Origin of the sequence: Vibrio tapetis subsp. tapetis (genome assembly GCF_900233005.1) — a bacterium.
In the GTDB taxonomy this organism is placed as follows: domain Bacteria; phylum Pseudomonadota; class Gammaproteobacteria; order Enterobacterales; family Vibrionaceae; genus Vibrio; species Vibrio tapetis.
Genome location: NZ_LT960611.1, coordinates 3,245,522 through 3,263,676, shown reverse-complemented (window position 1 = coordinate 3,263,676; position 18,155 = coordinate 3,245,522). Strand labels below are relative to the sequence as shown.

Below are 18,155 nucleotides of genomic sequence, written 5' to 3'. Positions count from 1 at the left end.
GTGAAACGTTGGTTTAACAAGGGCACATGGCTGTTAGCAGGAAGCTTAGTTTGTTCGCCTATCATGGCAAACGAATTCAGCGCCAGCTTTAAAGGCACAGATATTAAAGAATTCATTAATATCGTTGGGCGTAATTTAGAAAAAACCATCATTGTTGATCCCGCTATTAGGGGCAATATCGATGTACGCAGTTACGATGTGTTAAATGAAGAGCAGTACTACCACTTTTTTCTAAACGTTTTGGAAGTGTACGGCTTTGCTGCTGTTGAAATGGAAAATGGCGTTCTAAAAATCATTCGTGATAAAGACGCCAAAATTGCAGCGATTCCCGTCGTGGGCGATGAAACACGTGTAGAAGGCGATGCCGTTATTACACGAGTTGTCGCGGTACGTAATGTTTCCGTGCGAGAACTATCGCCATTGCTTCGACAGCTAAATGATAATGCCGGTGCGGGTAACGTAGTGCACTACGACCCAGCCAACATCATTTTGATCACAGGCCGAGCAGCGGTAGTTAATAGACTTGCTGAAATCATTGAACGTGTCGACCGTGCTGGTGATAAAGGCATTGATGTCGTTGAGCTAGAAAATGCTTCAGCGGCGGAAATGGTGAGAATCGTCGAAGCCTTGAATAAATCGACCGATGCGAAAAATACTCCTGCCTTTTTACAACCTAAATTGGTGGCCGACGACCGCACGAACTCCGTTTTGATTTCTGGTGACCCACAAGTTCGTCAGCGCATTAAACAATTGATCGAGCAACTTGATGTAGAAATGGCATCAAAGGGCAATAACCGCGTTGTTTACCTTAAGTACGCAAAAGCGGAAGACATGGTAGAAGTGCTTAAAGGTGTATCAGAAAACCTACAAGCGGGTAAAAGTAGCAGCAGTAAATCATCAACAAAACGCGATCAAGTGATGATTGCCGCGCACAAAGGCACCAATGCGTTAGTACTAACGGCGCCAACCGATATCATGGGGGCACTTGAAGAAGTGATCGCTCAATTGGATATTCGCCGTGCTCAAGTTCTTATTGAAGCGATGATCGTTGAAATGGCCGAAGGCGATGGTGCGAATTTGGGTGTTCAATGGGGCAACATGAGCACGGGTGCTATGATCCAATATTCTAATACCGGCGTACCAATTGGTGGCGTTATGGTGGGGATGGAAAAAGCCAAAGATACAGAAACGGTAAAAGCGGTATATGATTCTGATGGTAAGTTTTTAAGAAATGAAACTACTACAACAAAAGGTGATTACAGCGCCCTTGCTACCGCTTTAGGCGGCGTGAATGGCGCGGCAGTGAGCGTTATGCTTGGCGACTGGACAGCATTAATCAGTGCCGTTGCCAGCGATTCAAACTCCAATATTCTTTCATCACCAAGCATTACTGTAATGGATAACGGCGAGGCCTCATTCATTGTCGGTGAAGAAGTTCCCGTGATCACAGGCTCTACTGCGAGCTCGAGCAACAGCAACCCATTTCAAACCGTTGAACGTAAAGAAGTGGGCATTAAGTTGAAAGTAGTGCCGCAAATAAACGAAGGCGATTCGGTACAGTTGGTTATTGAACAAGAAGTATCAAACGTATTAGGTGCCCAAGGTGCCGTTGATGTGCGTTTCGCTAAACGTCAGTTAAATACATCCGTCATGGTACAAGATGGCCAAATGTTGGTGCTCGGTGGTTTGATTGATGAGCGAGCTCTAGAGAGTGAGTCTAAAATTCCAATCCTAGGTGACATCCCTGTTCTTGGGCATTTGTTCAAATCCACCAGTACGCAGGTGGAAAAGAAAAACCTGATGGTATTTATTAAGCCCACGATTATTCGTGATGGCGTGACAGCCGACGGTATTAGCCAGCGCAAGTACAACTACATTCGAGCAGAACAACTATATAAAGCCGATCAAGGTTTGAAATTGATGGACGACTCAAACATTCCGGTACTGCCTAAATTTGGTGATGACATTCAACACCCTGCTGAAATTCAAGCCTTTATCGAGCAGTTGGAGGCGAAGTAATGGCCGACACTTTAGTGGTTTCTGGTAACTATATTCGGTTACCATTTACCTTTGCTAACCGACATAAAGTCGCGATGGAAAGCTCCGAGCACCCAGAGCAAGTGCCTAACTTGTACTATGTTGCTCCGCTCAATTTAGCGACCTTGACGGAAGTTCGCCGGGTTAGCCAAGGCAAGTTTATTCCGGTGGAACTCAGCTTGAGTGCATTTGATGTTAAGTTAACTGAGCTGTATCAACGAGACTCATCTGAAGCTCGCCAGTTAATGGAAGACATTGGCGCAGACAACGACGATTTCTTTTCGTTAGCGGAAGAGCTGCCACAAAGTGAAGACCTATTAGAATCGGAAGACGATGCCCCCATCATCAAATTGATTAACGCCATGTTAGGTGAAGCAATCAAAGAAGGCGCATCGGACATTCACATTGAGACATTCGAAAAATCGCTCTCTATTCGCTTTCGTGTTGATGGGGTGTTACGTGAAGTACTGGCGCCAAGCCGCAAACTCGCCCCTTTATTGGTGTCGCGTGTAAAAGTCATGGCGAAGCTGGATATTGCAGAAAAGCGCGTTCCACAAGATGGACGTATTTCTTTGCGCATTGGTGGCCGAGCTGTTGACGTGCGTGTGTCCACCATGCCGTCTTCACACGGAGAGCGAGTGGTTATGCGTTTGTTGGATAAAAACGCCACCCGCTTAGACTTACATAGCCTAGGAATGACGCCAGAAAATCACGTTGCTTTCCAAGGGCTGATAAAACGTCCGCACGGTATCATCTTGGTTACAGGCCCAACCGGTTCTGGTAAATCGACCACCTTGTACGCGGGCCTGCAAGAGCTCAATAGCACCGAAAGTAATATTTTAACCGTAGAAGATCCTATCGAATTTGATATCGACGGCATCGGGCAAACTCAGGTTAACCCTAAAGTCGATATGACTTTTGCTCGAGGGCTGCGTGCGATTTTGCGTCAAGACCCGGATGTGGTGATGGTCGGTGAAATTCGTGATCTTGAAACCGCTCAAATTGGTGTACAAGCCTCACTGACCGGGCACTTGGTCATGTCTACCTTACATACCAATACGGCTGTTGGTGCTATCACTCGCTTACGTGATATGGGTATTGAACCTTTCCTTATTTCATCTTCGTTATTGGGTGTCTTAGCTCAGCGGCTTGTTCGTACTTTATGCCCAAACTGCAAAGAACCGTACAAGGCGGATAAGACGCAAAGAAAGCTGTTTGGATTAAAGAAAAAAGAAGAATTGAAGTTATACAAAGCGGTGGGTTGTGAACACTGTAATCATAAAGGCTATCGAGGCCGAACGGGCATTCATGAAATGCTGGTGATTGATGATGCGGTACAGGAACTGATTCACAATGAAGCCGGTGAACAAAGCATTGAAAAAGCCATTCGAGACAACACCCCGACGATTAGGGACGATGGATTGAAAAAGGTTCGCCAAGGGATTACCACACTTGAAGAAGTGATGAGAGTCACCAAGGAAGTCTAATGGCAGCATTTGAATACAAAGCGCTTGACGCAAAAGGCAAACAGAAAAAAGGGGCGATCGAAGGCGATAACGCTCGTCAGGTGCGCCAGAAACTAAAAGAGTTAGGGCTTATTCCCGTTGAAGTGATTGAAACCAAAGCGAAGGCAGCAAAAGCCAGCGCTAGCGGGTTCACATTACAGCGTGGTATCAGCACTAATGAGCTGGCTTTGATTACTCGTCAACTATCAACACTTGTGCAGGCTGGTATGCCTTTAGAAGAGTGCATTAAAGCCGTTGCTGAACAAAGCGATAAACCGCGCATTCGAACCATGTTGGTCTCGGTGCGTTCTCGTGTTGTTGAAGGCTACACTTTATCAGACAGCTTAGGCGACTACCCGCATGTGTTTGATGATTTATTCCGAGCAATGGTTGCTGCTGGAGAGAAATCCGGTCACCTAGATACGGTATTAGATCGCCTTGCTGACTACGCTGAAAATCGTCAGAAAATGCGTTCTAAGATGCAACAAGCTTTGATTTACCCAGTCATGTTAACGCTAATTGCGGTCAGTGTTGTGGCGTTTCTGCTCGCGACAGTTGTGCCTAAAATTGTCGATCAGTTTGTTCAAATGGGGCAAAAACTGCCAACATCGACTGAGATCTTATTGTCTGCAAGTAACTTTGTGCAGAACTGGGGTTTCGTATTGGTGCTGGTGATCCTAGCCCTTATTATGTTACTCAAAGTCGCACTGCGCCGCCCTAAGTTCCGTTTAGCGTGGGACAAGCGAATACTGTATTTACCCGTTATCGGTAAAGTGGCTCGAGGCCTTAATACTTCTCGCTTTGCTCGTACCTTATCTATTTGTACATCAAGCGCTATTCCCTTGCTGGATGGCATGAAAGTAGCGGCTGATGTCATGAGTAACCAGTACGTAAAAGAGCAAGTGCTCATCGCTGCAGACAAAGTGCGTGAAGGCGCGAGTTTGCGTAAATCATTAGAGCAAACCAAGCTGTTTCCACCCATGATGCTACACATGATTGCCAGTGGCGAGCAAAGTGGTGAGCTTGAACAAATGCTGACCCGAGCGGCCGATAACCAAGACCGCGACTTTGAATCATTAGTGGCGATGGCTCTGGGTATATTCGAGCCCTTGCTGATCGTATTTATGGCCGGCATCGTGTTGTTTATCGTGATTGCGACCTTGATGCCGATATTGGAATTGAACAATTTGGTGTCGGGAAGTACTAAGAGATAAAAGCGAAATTCGAAGTACGAAGCACGAAAAGCTAAGCATTAAAAGAGAAGCGCTAAGTTATTGACGTTGAATACTTAGAGCTTATCTTCGGTAAACGCTTTGCGGCATTGCTTTGCTTCTTCACCTTTGCTTTCATCGATCTTTTAGAACTTAGCTTTTAGAACTTAGCTTTTAGAACTTCTACACAATATTTTTGGCGTTATGTCGTTTTGAAACATGATGCTTTTCGTTTGGAGGAAAAATGAATAATAAAATGAATAAAAAACAGTCTGGCTTTACGTTACTTGAAGTCATGGTTGTGGTTGTGATCCTTGGCGTGTTGGCGAGTGTTGTTGTCCCTAATTTATTGGGTAACAAAGAAAAAGCGGATCAACAGAAAGCGATCACAGACATCGTTGCTCTAGAAAATGCATTAGATATGTATAAGCTCGACAACAGCGTGTATCCAACGACGGATCAAGGTCTTGAGGCGTTGGTGTCTAAACCTTCAGCAAGCCCTGAACCTCGTAACTACCGCAATGATGGTTACATCAGACGTTTACCCAATGACCCTTGGGGTAATGAGTACCAATACCTAAGCCCAGGTGATAATGGCAACATCGATATCTTTACTTTAGGGGCTGACGCTCAAGAAGGTGGAGAAGAAGCTAATGCTGATATCGGTAACTGGAACATGCAAGACTTCCAGTAATGATGAAAGGCTTCGTGTTGTGAAGCCGAACCAAGGCAGGTTATGCGAGTAGTACAAAAGGGATTTACCCTCATAGAAATCATGCTAGTACTGGTGCTGCTCTCTTTGAGTGCAGTGGCGGTCATCGTGAACCTGCCTGATAGTAATGAAGACCTTGCCAGCGAACAAGCGTATCGCTTGTATCAACGCCTGCAACTACTCAATGAAGATGCCGTACTTAATGGGCAAGATTATGGCCTATGGGCTGACGATGTGAAAGGTCGTTACCGTTTCATGTACCTTAATGTTGATGGTTGGCAATTGGTCGATGATAACCCAACTTACAGCGAAATGGCGTTAGAGCCAGAACTCTCACTGTCTTTGCGGATGGGCGATGGTGGTTGGGCGCAAGATGATAGGTTGTTCAAACCCGGTGGCCTGTTTGATGAAGACATGTTTGCCGATGAAGAAAAGAAAAAGAAAAACCTGCCACCCCCTCAAGTGATGGTGTTGTCGAGCGGGGAAGTGACCCCTTTTGTTTTGTCTTTTTATCCGAATGTGGGCAATGAAGATCAAGATGGTTGGCGGATTAAAGTGTCGGAAGCGGGGTTGATTACCTTACGTGCCCCCGGTGAAAGCTTGGAAGCGCAGGAGCCCAAAAATGGTTTTTAAGCATCCTGTACGCTCACATAAAAAATCAAATCAAGGCATGACTTTAATTGAGGTATTGGTGGCGTTAGCCATATTTGCAACGGCGGCGATCAGCGTGGTGCGTTCGGTTAGCCAGCATATTAATACTCTGTCCTATTTAGAAGAAAAAACCTTTGCGGCCATGGTGGTGGATAATCAAATGGCAAAAGTCATGTTAGGCAGTGCACCAAAGTCAGAAAAAAAAGGTCAGTCGGAGTTGGCTGGGCAAACTTGGTATTGGAAAGTAACGCCTATCAATACAGGGCTTGGCATCATTAATGCGGTCGATGTGTCGGTTGGCAAAGACAAAACACATAAAAACAGTTTAGTCACGGTGCGCAGTTATGTCGCACCTTAGGCGTTCAATGAAAAAACGAAAGCTAAACCAAGGCTTCACACTTATCGAAGTGCTGGTTGCTATCACCGTATTTGCAAGCCTCAGCATGGCAGCTTATCAAGTGGTGAATCAGGTTCAGCGTAGTAATGCGTTATCGCTAGAAAAGACGACTCGGTTACAACAACTGCAGCGCTCACTGGTGTTTATGGATAACGATTTCCGCCAAATAGCGCTTCGTCAATATCGCACTGATGGTGAAGCACCATCAAAACAACTGCTGCAATACGACGACTACCTTCTTGATTCCGACAGTAAGGGCATCGTTTTTTCTCGTTTGGGTTGGCAGAACCCGCAACAGATCTTTCCTCGGGGAGAGGTCACCAAAGTGGGTTATCGAGTACGTGATGAAAAGCTTGAACGCGTATGGTGGAGATACGCTGATACGCCAGCAGGGCAAGATCCGATTTTCAGGCCAATATTGAATGACGTAGAGTCGTTCACAGCGACATTTTATGATGGTAGTGCTTGGGTTAAAGAGTGGAACAAGGCTAATAAGCTTCCCGCAGCCGTTTCAATTGTCTTGAAGCTAAAAGATTACGGAGAAGTAGAGCGAATTTATTTAACACCAGCAGGGCAGTTAGAAGCGAATGGCAGCGAGGCTGACGATGAAAGCTAACCTGCACAGGCGAAGTGGTATTAGGCCGGGTAAGCAATCCGGTGTCGCGCTTATCATGGTGTTATTGCTGTTAGCTGTGATGACGGCAATCGCTGCCACGATGTCAGAACGTTTGTTTACTAATTTCAAACGAGCGACCAGCCAAATTAATCACCAGCAGGCGTATTGGTATAGCGTAGGGGTGGAAGCATTAGCAAAAGCGGGCATAGAGCAGAGCTATAAAGACAACGACACCATTAATTTGAGCCAGCCATGGGCGATTGAAGAGCAGCAATACCCGCTCGATTACGGGCAAGCGATTGGCAAGGTAGTCGATAAACAAGCATGCTTTAATCTGAATGTATTGGCCAATGATCTCAATAATGGCACCGACAGCCAAAGCCCATATCTGGTTAAAGTATTGCGTTCGTTGTTAGAGCAACAGAGCGTAGAGCCATACTTAGCTGAGGTTATATCGGACTCAAGTTGGGAGTTTGTAGACAGTAATAGCAGGGTTCAGTCCAATTCTGGTGCCGAAGATAGTACGTACGAGAGCATGCAGCCTCCTTATTTAGCGCCCAACGGTTTCATGGCCGATAGCAGTGAATTTAGAGCCGTGAATCAGGTGAGCAATGAAATCATGCATAAGATGTCGCCACTACTTTGTGCATTACCAACCAAAGAGTGGAAGCTGAATGTGAACACGATAAACGAAAAGCAGTCAGCAATCCTTGTCGCGCTGTTTCAGCCTTATTTAAGTGAAAAGAATGCGAAAGAGTTGGTGAATAACCGAAAGTATGACGGCTGGCAAAGTGTCGATGACTTTTTAGCAGAAGCTAGCATTGCTTCTGTTGATGAAAAAGTACGGAAATTGGCAAAGCCTTATTTGTCTGTGGATAGCCAGTATTTTGAAGTAGATGCGCAAATCTTAGTTGAACAATCAAGAGTGAGACTTCGCAGCCTGCTTTATAGCAAAGATAAAAAGAAAACGGTGGTGGTACGCCGCCGATTTGGAGGAATGAGTGAGCGAGTTTCTGACAGTCAGACTAAATAGTCAGGCATGCGAGCCAATTCAATGGCTAGTCTGGTCCGTGAGCCAGCAAGAAGTAATAGCCAGTGGCGAATTGCAAAGCGCAGAGCAGCTTGGTGAGCTAAGCGAATATGCAAAGCAACGGCCGGCAATTATGTTGATCCCTAGCAGTGATGTCTTGCTTAAGCAAATAGTTCTGCCTGCTGGAGCGTCACGTCAGTTGTCGACCATGTTGCCATTTTTGGTGGAAGACGAAGTCGCTGAAGACGTGGATGAACTGCACTTTAGTGTGTTAGCGAAAACAGGGAGTTTAGCTTCGTTTGCGGCAGTTAAAAGGGATTACCTAGTACGTTGGATCGAGACGTTTAAAGAGCACGGCATTAACGTTAAACAGGCGCTACCCGATTGTTTAGCGCTACCACTTATCGAAGCCAGTCCTTCTTCGGTACAGCAAGTCTCGGCGGTACAAATCGGTCAGCAGTGGCTATTTCGTTCTGGTCAGCACCAAGGGTTTATGCTCGATCATGATTGGCTTGAACTTATGGATGATAGGTCATGGGCATCGGTATTACCTAAGGTCAAACCACTCGTCATTTCTGAAGTGTTAGAGCTCAGTGACGAGACTGAACAGCAAGAGGCAGAGCTGACTCAGCATGATGTGACGATTACCTCCTATACCCCTTTACCAGAGCATCACGCTCAATTGAGTGGGAATTGGCAGCAAGGGGATGCCGAGCTTGTTATGGCGATGCTGACGAAAGGAGCACTGCTTTCCAAATCGAATTTACTTACTGGTGAATTCAAGGCGACGTCGTCTTGGATAAAGCACTGGAAAGTGTGGCAGAAAGTCGCCGTTGCCAGCGTGTTGTTGTTGACAGTAATGGTGGTTCAAAATTGGTTCGAAGTTCAGCGTTATGAGCAGCAAGCCGCACAATACCGGGCCGAAAGCGAGCGTATATTCCGCGACGTATTTCCGGGTAAGCGAAAAATCCCTACCGTTAGTTACTTAAAGCGACAAATGAGCGCTGAAGAGTCTCGCCTTTCTGGCGGGAATACTCAGGATTCCCTATTAGTATGGCTTGCGCAGTTACCTCAATCACTGAATAAAGTGGAGTCGATGGACGTCATGAGCGTCCGTTTTGATGGCACTAGAAACGAAATTAGAATTCAAGCTAAGGCTAAAGACTTCCAATCTTTTGAAGCGGTAAGAAGTGAGTTATCGGAGCACTTTAATGTTGAGCAAGGTCAGTTGAATCGTAACGGCGCTGACGTGTTTGGCAGCTATGTGATTAGGAGAAAATCATGAATCAAGTTATCGCATGGTGGAACTCCATTTCGCAACGAGAACAGCGCTTGGTGTTAGGTGGTGCCATCATCACTATATTAGGCGCACTTTATTGGGGGGTGATTTCTCCTCTCGAGCAGCGAGCAGAAAACGCCAAAGCACGTATTCATTCTGAACAGCAACTTTTGGTCTGGGTTAAAAACTCCGCCAATGGCATTGTTTCTTTACGAGGCACAACGGGCACAGCGACAAGTCCTTCTACTCAACCACTTAATCAAGTTGTGTCATCATCGACGGCGAGATTTAAAGTGGAGTTGATTCGAATGCAGCCTCGCGGAGACAGCCTGCAAGTGTGGATTCAGCCCATTCCGTTTAATCAATTGGTTAACTGGTTGGCTTACATTCAAGCACAGCAAGGTATCGATGTTGAATTTTTAGATTTGAGCCGCACAGAAACATTGGGGCAAGTAGAAGTTAACCGGTTGCAATTAAAGCGAGCCGAATAAATGAAAGCGGAGCAAGTCAGTTGAAACGTATTATTGGTTACATTTCAGTTTTTGTAGTGGTGCTGTTAGCGAGCCTGATTGCCCATTTACCAGCAGGGTTGCTGGTGGACAATATGCCAAAAATTCGCGGACTTAATTTGTCTGGTGTACAAGGCACATTATGGCAAGGCCATGCGGAAAACGTGCACTGGCAAGGGCGTACTTACGGGCAATTGAACTGGGAGTTCCAGCCGAGCAAATTACTCACAGCAAAAGCGGAATTCAGACTAAGGTTTGGCCGAGGGAGTAGTATTAAGCTGACAGGGAAGGGCAATGTTGGTGTTGGTCTTTCGGGTTTCTACGGAGAAAATATCTTGGCAGCAATGCCAGCTGAAAAAGCACTATTGTTCACTAATCTGCCTGTGCCGATTGATGTGAGTGGACAATTAGAAGTTGCGCTCAAACATGTAATTTATGCCAAGCCTTGGTGCCAAAGTGCAGAAGGCAGTGTGGTGTGGAACCAGAGCCAGGTTGATTCTCCACTAGGGGCGTTAGAAGCCGGGCCAATCGTTGCTCATATTCAGTGCGAAAACAGTCAACTTTTGGTAAACGGTGAACAACACAATGATCAGCTAACCAGTGAATTTGAAGCCAGTTTATCGTCCGATATGACGTATAAAGCTGATGGCTGGTTCAAGCCGGGAGCTGATTTTCCTCCTAGGATGGCAAGTCAATTACAGTGGCTAGGCTCACCAAACAACCAAGGTCAGTACACATTGAATTATGCGGGACGGGTTCCGCTTTAGTGGGTTTTCTATGACTTTCAACGAAATAGAAATAACTTTGAGACGGCATTGATACTTTTACATCAGCGCTAAAATAGATTTATAAATTGATGCTATATTGAGCTGTCGATCTAGCTCCCAATGGAAATAACATGGCAAAACTGAAAAAGCCTGAAATTTTGGCTACAAACACCGTGGCTCAATCTAAACTCTTTACTATAGAGTCGTTAGATTTACGTTTTTCAAACGGAGAAGAACGTACTTATGAGCGAATGAAGCCAAGTGGGCGTCACGCTGTGTTGATAGTACCCGTTACGAAGCAGGGTGATCTATTAATGGTTCGTGAATATGCCGCAGGCACGGACCGTTATGAATTGGGTTTTCCTAAAGGGTTAATTGATCCGGGAGAATCTGCAGAACAAGCCGCACAACGTGAATTAAAAGAAGAAATTGGTTTTGGTGCAAACAGCATGGTTGCACTTAAAGAAGTGGTATTAGCTCCGTCATATTTTTCAAGTGGTATGACATTGTTTATTGCTCAGGAATTGTATCCAGAAACCTTACAAGGTGATGAGCCTGAGCCGTTGCAATTAGTTCGTTGGCCTTTGCTGCAAGCGGATGATTTGCTTACCCACCTAGATTTCAGTGAAGCGCGTAGCATTACTGCCTTAATGCTGGCACAACGTTATTTGGCTCAAGTGGCAAAGTAAGGAGCACAAGATGGCGCAAGATTTCTCCCCCCTGATCCCTGATGTTATACAGATCGCTCGAGCGGCTGGACAATTAATTTTAGAGATCTACGAAAACAAAGAATATAAAGAATACGTCAAAGCGGATGCTACGCCTGTTACCAGTGCCGATCTAGCGGCGCACAAGCAAATTATGGAGCAACTCAGCGCATTGACGCCAGATATTCCAGTATTGTCTGAAGAAGATGCCGATATTAGCTTAGCTAAGCGCTCTCAGTGGGATCGCTATTGGTTAGTCGACCCGCTTGATGGCACGCAAGAGTTCATCGCTCGTAGCGGAGATTTCGCTACCATCATCGCTTTAGTTGAGAACAACCAACCGATCATGGGTGTGGTCTATGCTCCGGTATCGAGTGTTACATATTATGCTTACCATAATCAAGGTGCCTGGAAAATCCCTGATCTTGATGAAAGTGTGACGATTTCGGTTCATAAGCATGGGCCTGAAAGCCGCTCTATTGCCATGGCAATCAGTCGTAGGCAAGACATTAACAACATTACTCGTCGTATGTCTGCAGATTGGAACTATGAGTTGATGCCTTTAGGCTCTGCGGCACTTAAAGCGTGTGTCGTAGCAGAAGGTGCCGCTGACTGTTACCTTCGCTTAGGGCCTACCGGAGAGTGGGACACCGCAGCGACTCAATGCATCGTAACCGAAGCGGGTGGCAAAATATTAAGCACGAAACTTGAGCCGTTATCTTATAACCTAAGAGAAACCTTAGAAAACCCGAACTTCATTGTTCTAGGAGATACCGAACTGCCATGGAATGAAATTCTAGTTCAGGGGTAAAAGAGCAGAATACAGAAATTAGAATTCGCTGCGCTCACTAGAAACTAGACCGCTTCGCTACTATAAAAGCGAAAAAAAGAGCTTAAAAGCATCGTGCTTTTAAGCTCTTATCGTTTCTAGTTTCTAGTTTCTAGTTTCTGTAATCTCGTGAGCGAAGCGAATTCTCAAATCGGCTCTAGTAGTAAGAATGCTCACCACGGTCATGCTCTGTTGCATCACGTACCGCTGATAGTTCACCTACAAATTGGTTAAGTAGCTCTTTTTCGATGCCTTCTTTAAGCGTCACATCAACCATAGAACAACCATTACAACCACCACCGAATGCAACAATAGCAATGCCATCTTCAGTGATTTCAACAAGGCTTACGTGACCACCGTGACCAGCAAGTTGTGGGTTAACTTGGGTCTGGATTGCGTATTCAACACGCTCAACTAGTGAAGCATCGTCAGAAACTTTTTTCATCTTGGCATTGGGCGCTTTTAGCGTTAATTGCGCGCCCATTTTGTCTGTCACGTAGTCGATTTCAGCGTCTTCCAAGAAAGGAAGGCTTAGCTCATCAACGTAAGCAGAGAAAGCACTAAATGGGTATTCGGTATCAGAAGCTTCAATGGCTTCTGGTGGGCAGTAAGAAACGCCACACTCCGCATTTGGAGTACCTGGGTTTACCACAAAGACACGGATATTAGTGCCTTCAGGTTGCTGTTCTAACAGCTTAGAAAAGTGAACTTGAGCATTTTCTGTAACTATAATGGAATTCGACACGACTAATACCTGAGTGTTTTTGTAAACTATTCGATTTATTTTACTCCTGTTGCGCTTTCGATCCAGTGTTTTTACCCCTAGATGTGGCAAGTAATGGATCTTAGCTAGGCTCAGGAGTCCGGCATATGCAGTAAATATCGATTTTTTCGACGCCAACTTCAAGCAATAATTGACATAAATGTCGGATAGTACTGCCTGTCGTCACGACATCATCGACAATGGCTACATGACTCTCCTGCGGAACGCTTTTTAGCTTAAAGGCATCAACGAGATTTATCTGGCGTTCTCTTTTACTTAAGTCTCGTTGAGCTTTGGTTGGCCGAGTTCGCTCAAACAGGTTGGGGTTATATCGATTAGATATGGATAAATGGCCACAGAGTGCTTTTGCGAGGTGGTCGCTTTGATTGTAACCTCGTTCGAGTTGGCGATGCCAGTGAAGTGGCACACTGGTAATAATTTGTGCGGGTTCTAAAATGCGTGGCGCCAATAACTCAGCCAAGTCTCTCGCGTACCAAAATTTTCGATTGAATTTCATCTGATGGATGTAGTGATCGAGCGGTGCTTGATAATCGCCAACGCAATACAGTCGGTGCCAAGGAGGTGGGGTTGAAATACATTGACCACACCGTTCGACATTTATTACGTTTGGCAGCCCACACGTCGCGCATCTAGGCTCTGGGTTAAATAATGTTCGGCAATGCTGACACCATATCCCTTCGTTTTCGTCTGACTCAATACTGAGCCCACATAAATGGCAATGCCCTTTAAAGCTGTGATGTAGAGTTTGCTTGAGCCATTTTGTCATGTTCGACCTCACAATTGATGTGCTTCTTGATACTATTGAAAAAACAACGATGTGTTTTGAACCAGATAAGTATCAAAGGAAGAGATCATGACCGCACCATTATATTGGCAGACGACAGGCAAGGGTCCAGACTTAGTTTTGTTGCATGGCTGGGGGATGAACGGTGCGGTTTGGCATCAAGTGGAAGAAAAACTGGCTCAGCAGTTTACGGTTCATGTGGTTGATATGCCCGGTTATGGCCACAGTGGTGATTACCCCTGCGAAGACATGGCAAGTATGGCTGAGTTGATTCTTGCCCAAGCACCAGACAACGCAATTTGGCTAGGTTGGTCACTCGGTGGTTTAGTGGCGACCCACATTGCCATCCATTACCCTGAACGTGTAAATAAGCTCATTACGGTTGCCAGTTCCCCTAAATTTGCTGCCGACAAGCCTTGGCGAGGTATTCAGCCTAATGTGTTGAGTGCATTTACCGAGCAATTAGTTGAAGATTTTGAAACCACGGTCGAGCGTTTTATGGCACTGCAAGCCATGGGTAGCCCTTCTGCTCGCCAAGATGTGAAACAATTAAAGCAGGGGGTGCTAGCAAGGCCATTGCCTCATCAAGATGCACTCATTGCTGGGCTTAAAATGCTGGCCGAAGTCGACCTGAGAGATCAACTCAGTCACATCGAAAAACCCTTTTTACGTTTATATGGTCGTTTAGATGGATTGGTGCCAGTAAAAGTCGCCAGTACGATGGAGCGTTATCATGAAACCAGTGAGCATTTTGTCTTTTTAGAGTCGTCTCATGCGCCTTTTATGACAGAGTTAGATACATTTTGTGCGCAAATCATACAATTCGGCTATAAATAAAACAGACAAGTTGCCGATAAGATAATCAGGTAGCACGCAAAGGTAACGAATTACTGACGTGAGTTATTGAGACTGTCTAGGCGGTTTAGTCTATACAGCTTAGATCTATTTAGCTTAGACAGTGTGCATGTCATGCATCTTAGGGAGGTTTGCTATGGTAGTGACCCCGACCAGCGCCAGTGTTCCACTGATCGCCCCGTCGGTTAATCTGCAAACTGAACAAGCAGCAAGGGATAACAAGGTTCGGGAGCCAGTAACACCGACGGTCCACTTGACGAAATCCAACCCTGAACGTAAAGCGACGCTCGAAGAAAAGCGCCGTAAACGTGCAGCTTGGAACCCGTCAGAACATCCTGAATACGAGTTAGATGAAAAAGAAGAGTTTCACACAGAACCAAAAAGCCCCCTTGAGCGATTGTTCGAGTTGATAGCACTACAAACATACAGTGAGCAACAAGGCTTAGGTTACACCATGCGATTTAAACTACCGCCAAGTGTACTTAACGCTGCGATAAAAGAAGGCAAAATGGAAAAACGAAGAACCGTAATTAAATATCATTATGGTCATTCTGTTGCCCCACATAACCCTTCAGAAGTCATTGCTATTACGTAGTGTGCACAAAACCGATTTAAACTATATAAGGCATAAGGCATAAGGCATAAGGCATAGGGCGATAAGGCAAAGAAGGGAGAGAGAAATAGTTGATATTATCAATATTTGCTCGAAAATCATTTCCGCCTTCCGCCTTCCGCCTTCCGCCTTCCGCCTTCCGCCTTCCGCCTTCCGCCTTCCGCCTTCCGCCTCTTACCTGTACAATAACCCGACACTCATTCAATTGACCAAGAGCATGCTTCAATCCATCGAATCACATAAGCAGATCATCTGGTATGACGCTTCATTCATTATGAATCCAACGTCCGAACATTTTGACGGTGAGTATTGGCAGCGACTGGGCAAAGTCGTTGGCAGCGCGCAAGGACGAGGCACTACGTGGTTCGTGCAACTTGAAGAGATGCAAGCGGCTCTTAGGCATTATCGCCGTGGTGGGTTATTTGGTAAATTAGTGAAAGATCATTATTGGTTCGCGGGTTGGGAAAACACTCGTTGCTACCAAGAGCTATTATTACTGAAGCATTTGAGAGAGTCTGGCGTGAATGTGCCTAGGCCAATTGCGGCCATTGCCAAGAAGCGCACCATTTGTTATCAAGCGGACATCTTGAGCGAAAAAATCGTCAACGCGCGAGATTTAGTCTCCATCTTGCAAGATTCGAGTTTATCTGTAGAAACCTATAACAGCATAGGGGAGCAGATTCGTTTAATGCACAACGCAGGTGTGAACCATACCGATCTGAATATCCATAATATTTTACTCGATAGCGAGCACAAGGTTTGGATTATTGATTTTGATAAATGCGCTAAGCAAGACGGTGAAAAGTGGAAAGCCGCTAATCTAGAACGCTTACTGCGCTCGTTTAATAAAGAACTTAATAAACGCGCGATTCGTTGGCAGCAAAGCGAATGGGGTGCTCTGTTGGTAGGGTATCGAAGTAACAAAATTTGATGGATTTGGTATAAAGATATGAATGTTTTAATGGCATTGTCTCAGCTAGAGGTTACGGGAGCGGAAGTTTACGCGACGACAGTAGGTGATGAACTAACATCGCGTGGGCATAATGTATTTTATGTTTCTGATACCTTGACCAAACCGCATCAAGGTGAATTTTTTAAGTTACGCTTCAACAAGCGTAGTATTGTTCGTCGTTTTTGGCATGTAGGGTATTTGGTTTATCTTATTAAAAAACATAACATTCAATTGGTTCATGCCCATTCACGCGCTTCAAGTTGGAGTTGTCATATTGCTTGTAAGCTGACTGGAACTCCAATGGTTACAACGGTACATGGGCGCCAACCTGTGCATGCTTCTCGTAAGCGTTTTCATGCTATGGGAGATAAAGCACTCCCAGTTTGTGAAGCTATACGCCAGCAACTAATTCAAGAATTGGATGTACCTGAATCGCAGCTAAAAGTAAGTCGTAACGGTATTGAAACAACTCAGTTTCAACAAATGCCGACACCTACCAACGACAAGCCTATCATTACAATTATCGGTCGACTTAGCGGGCCAAAAGGCGATCTGTGTTTTCGGTTATTGAGCGAGTGTCTTGATAGTGAGCAATACCATATAAAGGTCGTCACTGGTAGCGCGGTTACAGAACGATTTAAGCCATTTTTGAATCAGGTGGAATTTACGGGCTATACCGATGATGTTCCTACGATGCTGGCTAAATCCGACCTTGTTATCGGTGCTGGTCGGGTTGCTATGGAGTCTTTACTGTGTGGACGTCCTACGTTTGCAATAGGTGAAGCAAATTCTATCGGTGTGGTGACTAACGATAATGTAGTTCAGGCGATGGCGACTAATTTTGGTGATATCGGCCCTAAAGATTTGGATATCGATTTCTCCATGATTAGTCATCAAGTGGAACAAGCGCTATTGGAGTCAAATTGTCAAAGTGGTGTATCAGATACGATCCGATCGCACTATGATTTATCCAAGGTCGTCGATCATCTTGAAAATATTTATCAAGATGTGATAGTTGAAAAGCTGCAAAGTGAAATGCCAGTAATTATGTATCACCGCTTTATTCGTGACGGGAGTGGAGCGGGGGTAAATGGCACATATTTGCACGTTGATATGCTGGAAAAGCACTTAAAATTAATCAAAAAAATGGGTTTTGAAACACTAACCTTTGCTGATTTAGCCGATAACGGAGTTTTACATCGCTTAGAGGCTGGTAAGCGATATATTATGATTACCGTTGACGATGGTTATGAAGACAACTATCACTTAATGTTACCACTATTGAAAAAATATGACTTTAAAGCCGTGGTATATGCTGTGACAGGAGAGGACTTTAATCGCTGGGATGTTGAAGGTGTGGATAAACCTGACAACAAAGTACCGCTGATGAGTGCTGAGCAATTAAAGGCGATGGTTGACTCTGGTCATGTTGAGATTGGTGGTCATACTTTGACTCACCCTAAGTTGAGCAAACTGGGAAGAGAGCAACAACAATATGAAATTGAAGAAAATAAACGACAACTGGAAGAATTGATTGGGAAATCGTTATTTTCTTTTGCGTACCCCTACGGCGACTTAAGCGAAGAAACTAAACAGTTGGCAGAACAAGCGGGTTATCCATTTAGTGTTGCGACTAATTCAGGCCCATTGGCTTTCCATCAAGACTTACAACAAATTCGCCGTATAGCTATCTTCCCTAGAACGGATGTGTTTGGCTTATGGCGGAAAATAAAGGGTAACTATACGTTTAAAAAAGCGAAAAAATAGGATAAACAGAGAATACGCTTCGCTTACTAGAAACAACAAGAGCAAAGAAAACAGCAGGCGCTGATTCTTTGCTCTTTGCTTTTATCGTCTCTAGTCGCGAATTATGACCACTCTGTACTCTCAGGGCGAAGCCCGTCTCTGTATTCTGAT

Annotated in this window: 19 protein-coding genes; 17 read left to right on the top strand and 2 right to left on the bottom strand. The window is 45.1% G+C overall.

Annotated features, from left to right (window positions below):
• From gspD to cysQ, 13 genes are all read left to right on the top strand, one after another.
• On the top strand, positions 1-2,019 hold the full coding sequence (gene gspD / locus VTAP4600_RS14635; RefSeq protein ID WP_102524009.1) for a type II secretion system secretin GspD: 2,019 nt from the start codon (positions 1-3) through the stop codon (positions 2,017-2,019).
• A complete protein-coding gene (gspE, locus tag VTAP4600_RS14630) occupies positions 2,019-3,524 on the top strand; it encodes a type II secretion system ATPase GspE (protein ID WP_102523469.1) in 1,506 nt (501 codons plus the stop codon). The genes gspD and gspE overlap by 1 nt, the downstream gene beginning before the upstream one ends.
• The gene (gene gspF, locus VTAP4600_RS14625; RefSeq protein ID WP_102523468.1) at positions 3,524-4,756 is read left to right on the top strand and encodes a type II secretion system inner membrane protein GspF; all 1,233 of its coding nucleotides are present in this window, start codon (positions 3,524-3,526) and stop codon (positions 4,754-4,756) included. The genes gspE and gspF overlap by 1 nt, the downstream gene beginning before the upstream one ends.
• 241 nt (positions 4,757-4,997) lie before the next feature.
• A complete protein-coding gene (gspG, locus tag VTAP4600_RS14620) occupies positions 4,998-5,447 on the top strand; it encodes a type II secretion system major pseudopilin GspG (protein ID WP_102523467.1) in 450 nt (149 codons plus the stop codon).
• 42 nt (positions 5,448-5,489) lie between these two features.
• Entirely contained in the window at positions 5,490-6,098 is a 609-nt protein-coding gene (gspH, locus tag VTAP4600_RS14615; protein WP_102523466.1) for a type II secretion system minor pseudopilin GspH, read from the top strand.
• Positions 6,088-6,474 carry a type II secretion system minor pseudopilin GspI gene (gene gspI / locus VTAP4600_RS14610; RefSeq protein ID WP_102523465.1) on the top strand — a complete coding sequence of 129 codons (387 nt, stop codon included), beginning with the start codon at positions 6,088-6,090 and terminating at the stop codon, positions 6,472-6,474. Before gspH ends, gspI begins: the two co-directional genes overlap by 11 nt.
• Before the next feature lie 7 nt (positions 6,475-6,481).
• Entirely contained in the window at positions 6,482-7,129 is a 648-nt protein-coding gene (gene gspJ, locus VTAP4600_RS14605; protein ID WP_102523464.1) for a type II secretion system minor pseudopilin GspJ, read from the top strand.
• Positions 7,101-8,162: a type II secretion system minor pseudopilin GspK gene (gene gspK / locus VTAP4600_RS14600; RefSeq protein WP_102523463.1), complete on the top strand. Its 1,062-nt coding sequence runs from the start codon at positions 7,101-7,103 to the stop codon at positions 8,160-8,162. Before gspJ ends, gspK begins: the two co-directional genes overlap by 29 nt.
• Positions 8,131-9,444, top strand: a complete 1,314-nt coding sequence (gene gspL / locus VTAP4600_RS14595; RefSeq protein WP_102523462.1) for a type II secretion system protein GspL — start codon at positions 8,131-8,133, stop codon at positions 9,442-9,444. The genes gspK and gspL overlap by 32 nt, the downstream gene beginning before the upstream one ends.
• Positions 9,441-9,929 (top strand): type II secretion system protein M, encoded by a 489-nt coding sequence (locus VTAP4600_RS14590; RefSeq protein ID WP_102523461.1) that lies wholly within the window; start codon positions 9,441-9,443, stop codon positions 9,927-9,929. Before gspL ends, VTAP4600_RS14590 begins: the two co-directional genes overlap by 4 nt.
• Before the next feature lie 20 nt (positions 9,930-9,949).
• Complete coding sequence (locus VTAP4600_RS14585) at positions 9,950-10,714, top strand: type II secretion system protein N (protein ID WP_102523460.1); 765 nt, start codon at positions 9,950-9,952, stop codon at positions 10,712-10,714.
• A gap of 131 nt (positions 10,715-10,845) precedes the next feature.
• Positions 10,846-11,403, top strand: coding sequence for an ADP compounds hydrolase NudE (gene nudE, locus VTAP4600_RS14580; protein ID WP_102523459.1), 558 nt, complete (start codon positions 10,846-10,848; stop codon positions 11,401-11,403).
• 10 nt (positions 11,404-11,413) lie between these two features.
• Positions 11,414-12,232 (top strand): 3'(2'),5'-bisphosphate nucleotidase CysQ, encoded by an 819-nt coding sequence (cysQ, locus tag VTAP4600_RS14575; protein ID WP_102523458.1) that lies wholly within the window; start codon positions 11,414-11,416, stop codon positions 12,230-12,232.
• Positions 12,233-12,407: 175 nt separating this feature from the next.
• Here cysQ and nfuA read toward each other — a convergent pair whose 3' ends face one another.
• Both nfuA and VTAP4600_RS14565 read right to left on the bottom strand, forming a co-directional pair.
• Positions 12,408-12,995: a Fe-S biogenesis protein NfuA gene (gene nfuA, locus VTAP4600_RS14570; protein WP_102523457.1), complete on the bottom strand. Its 588-nt coding sequence runs from the start codon at positions 12,993-12,995 to the stop codon at positions 12,408-12,410.
• 100 nt (positions 12,996-13,095) lie between these two features.
• Positions 13,096-13,800 (bottom strand): ComF family protein, encoded by a 705-nt coding sequence (locus tag VTAP4600_RS14565; protein ID WP_102523456.1) that lies wholly within the window; start codon positions 13,798-13,800, stop codon positions 13,096-13,098.
• An 87-nt stretch (positions 13,801-13,887) separates the two neighbouring features.
• On the opposite strand from VTAP4600_RS14565, the gene bioH reads away from it, so the two are divergent.
• The 4 genes from bioH to VTAP4600_RS14540 all read left to right on the top strand — a co-directional run bounded on the left by bioH (position 13,888) and on the right by VTAP4600_RS14540 (position 18,005).
• Positions 13,888-14,655, top strand: a complete 768-nt coding sequence (gene bioH / locus VTAP4600_RS14560; RefSeq protein WP_102523455.1) for a pimeloyl-ACP methyl ester esterase BioH — start codon at positions 13,888-13,890, stop codon at positions 14,653-14,655.
• 154 nt (positions 14,656-14,809) lie between these two features.
• Positions 14,810-15,268 carry an ATP-dependent Lon protease gene (locus VTAP4600_RS14555; protein ID WP_102523454.1) on the top strand — a complete coding sequence of 153 codons (459 nt, stop codon included), beginning with the start codon at positions 14,810-14,812 and terminating at the stop codon, positions 15,266-15,268.
• A 235-nt stretch (positions 15,269-15,503) separates the two neighbouring features.
• A complete protein-coding gene (locus VTAP4600_RS14545; RefSeq protein WP_102523452.1) occupies positions 15,504-16,217 on the top strand; it encodes a 3-deoxy-D-manno-octulosonic acid kinase in 714 nt (237 codons plus the stop codon).
• Positions 16,218-16,235: 18 nt separating this feature from the next.
• Positions 16,236-18,005 carry a bifunctional glycosyltransferase family 4 protein/polysaccharide deacetylase gene (locus VTAP4600_RS14540; protein ID WP_102523451.1) on the top strand — a complete coding sequence of 590 codons (1,770 nt, stop codon included), beginning with the start codon at positions 16,236-16,238 and terminating at the stop codon, positions 18,003-18,005.
• Positions 18,006-18,155: the final 150 nt, after the last annotated feature.

Bases quoted from the DNA above. Each gene is read 5' to 3' on its own strand.
- VTAP4600_RS14565 (WP_102523456.1), bottom strand. From the start codon at position 13,800: ATGACAAAATGGCTCAAGCAAACTCTACATCACAGCTTTAAAGGGCAT.
- gspI (WP_102523465.1), top strand. From the start codon at position 6,088: ATGGTTTTTAAGCATCCTGTACGCTCACATAAAAAATCAAATCAAGGC.
- gspE (WP_102523469.1), top strand. From the start codon at position 2,019: ATGGCCGACACTTTAGTGGTTTCTGGTAACTATATTCGGTTACCATTT.
- VTAP4600_RS14540 (WP_102523451.1), top strand. From the start codon at position 16,236: ATGAATGTTTTAATGGCATTGTCTCAGCTAGAGGTTACGGGAGCGGAA.
- VTAP4600_RS14555 (WP_102523454.1), top strand. From the start codon at position 14,810: ATGGTAGTGACCCCGACCAGCGCCAGTGTTCCACTGATCGCCCCGTCG.
- gspH (WP_102523466.1), top strand. From the start codon at position 5,490: ATGCGAGTAGTACAAAAGGGATTTACCCTCATAGAAATCATGCTAGTA.
- VTAP4600_RS14545 (WP_102523452.1), top strand. From the start codon at position 15,504: ATGCTTCAATCCATCGAATCACATAAGCAGATCATCTGGTATGACGCT.
- gspK (WP_102523463.1), top strand. From the start codon at position 7,101: ATGGCAGCGAGGCTGACGATGAAAGCTAACCTGCACAGGCGAAGTGGT.
- gspJ (WP_102523464.1), top strand. From the start codon at position 6,482: ATGAAAAAACGAAAGCTAAACCAAGGCTTCACACTTATCGAAGTGCTG.
- bioH (WP_102523455.1), top strand. From the start codon at position 13,888: ATGACCGCACCATTATATTGGCAGACGACAGGCAAGGGTCCAGACTTA.
- cysQ (WP_102523458.1), top strand. From the start codon at position 11,414: ATGGCGCAAGATTTCTCCCCCCTGATCCCTGATGTTATACAGATCGCT.
- gspG (WP_102523467.1), top strand. From the start codon at position 4,998: ATGAATAATAAAATGAATAAAAAACAGTCTGGCTTTACGTTACTTGAA.
- nudE (WP_102523459.1), top strand. From the start codon at position 10,846: ATGGCAAAACTGAAAAAGCCTGAAATTTTGGCTACAAACACCGTGGCT.
- VTAP4600_RS14590 (WP_102523461.1), top strand. From the start codon at position 9,441: ATGAATCAAGTTATCGCATGGTGGAACTCCATTTCGCAACGAGAACAG.
- gspF (WP_102523468.1), top strand. From the start codon at position 3,524: ATGGCAGCATTTGAATACAAAGCGCTTGACGCAAAAGGCAAACAGAAA.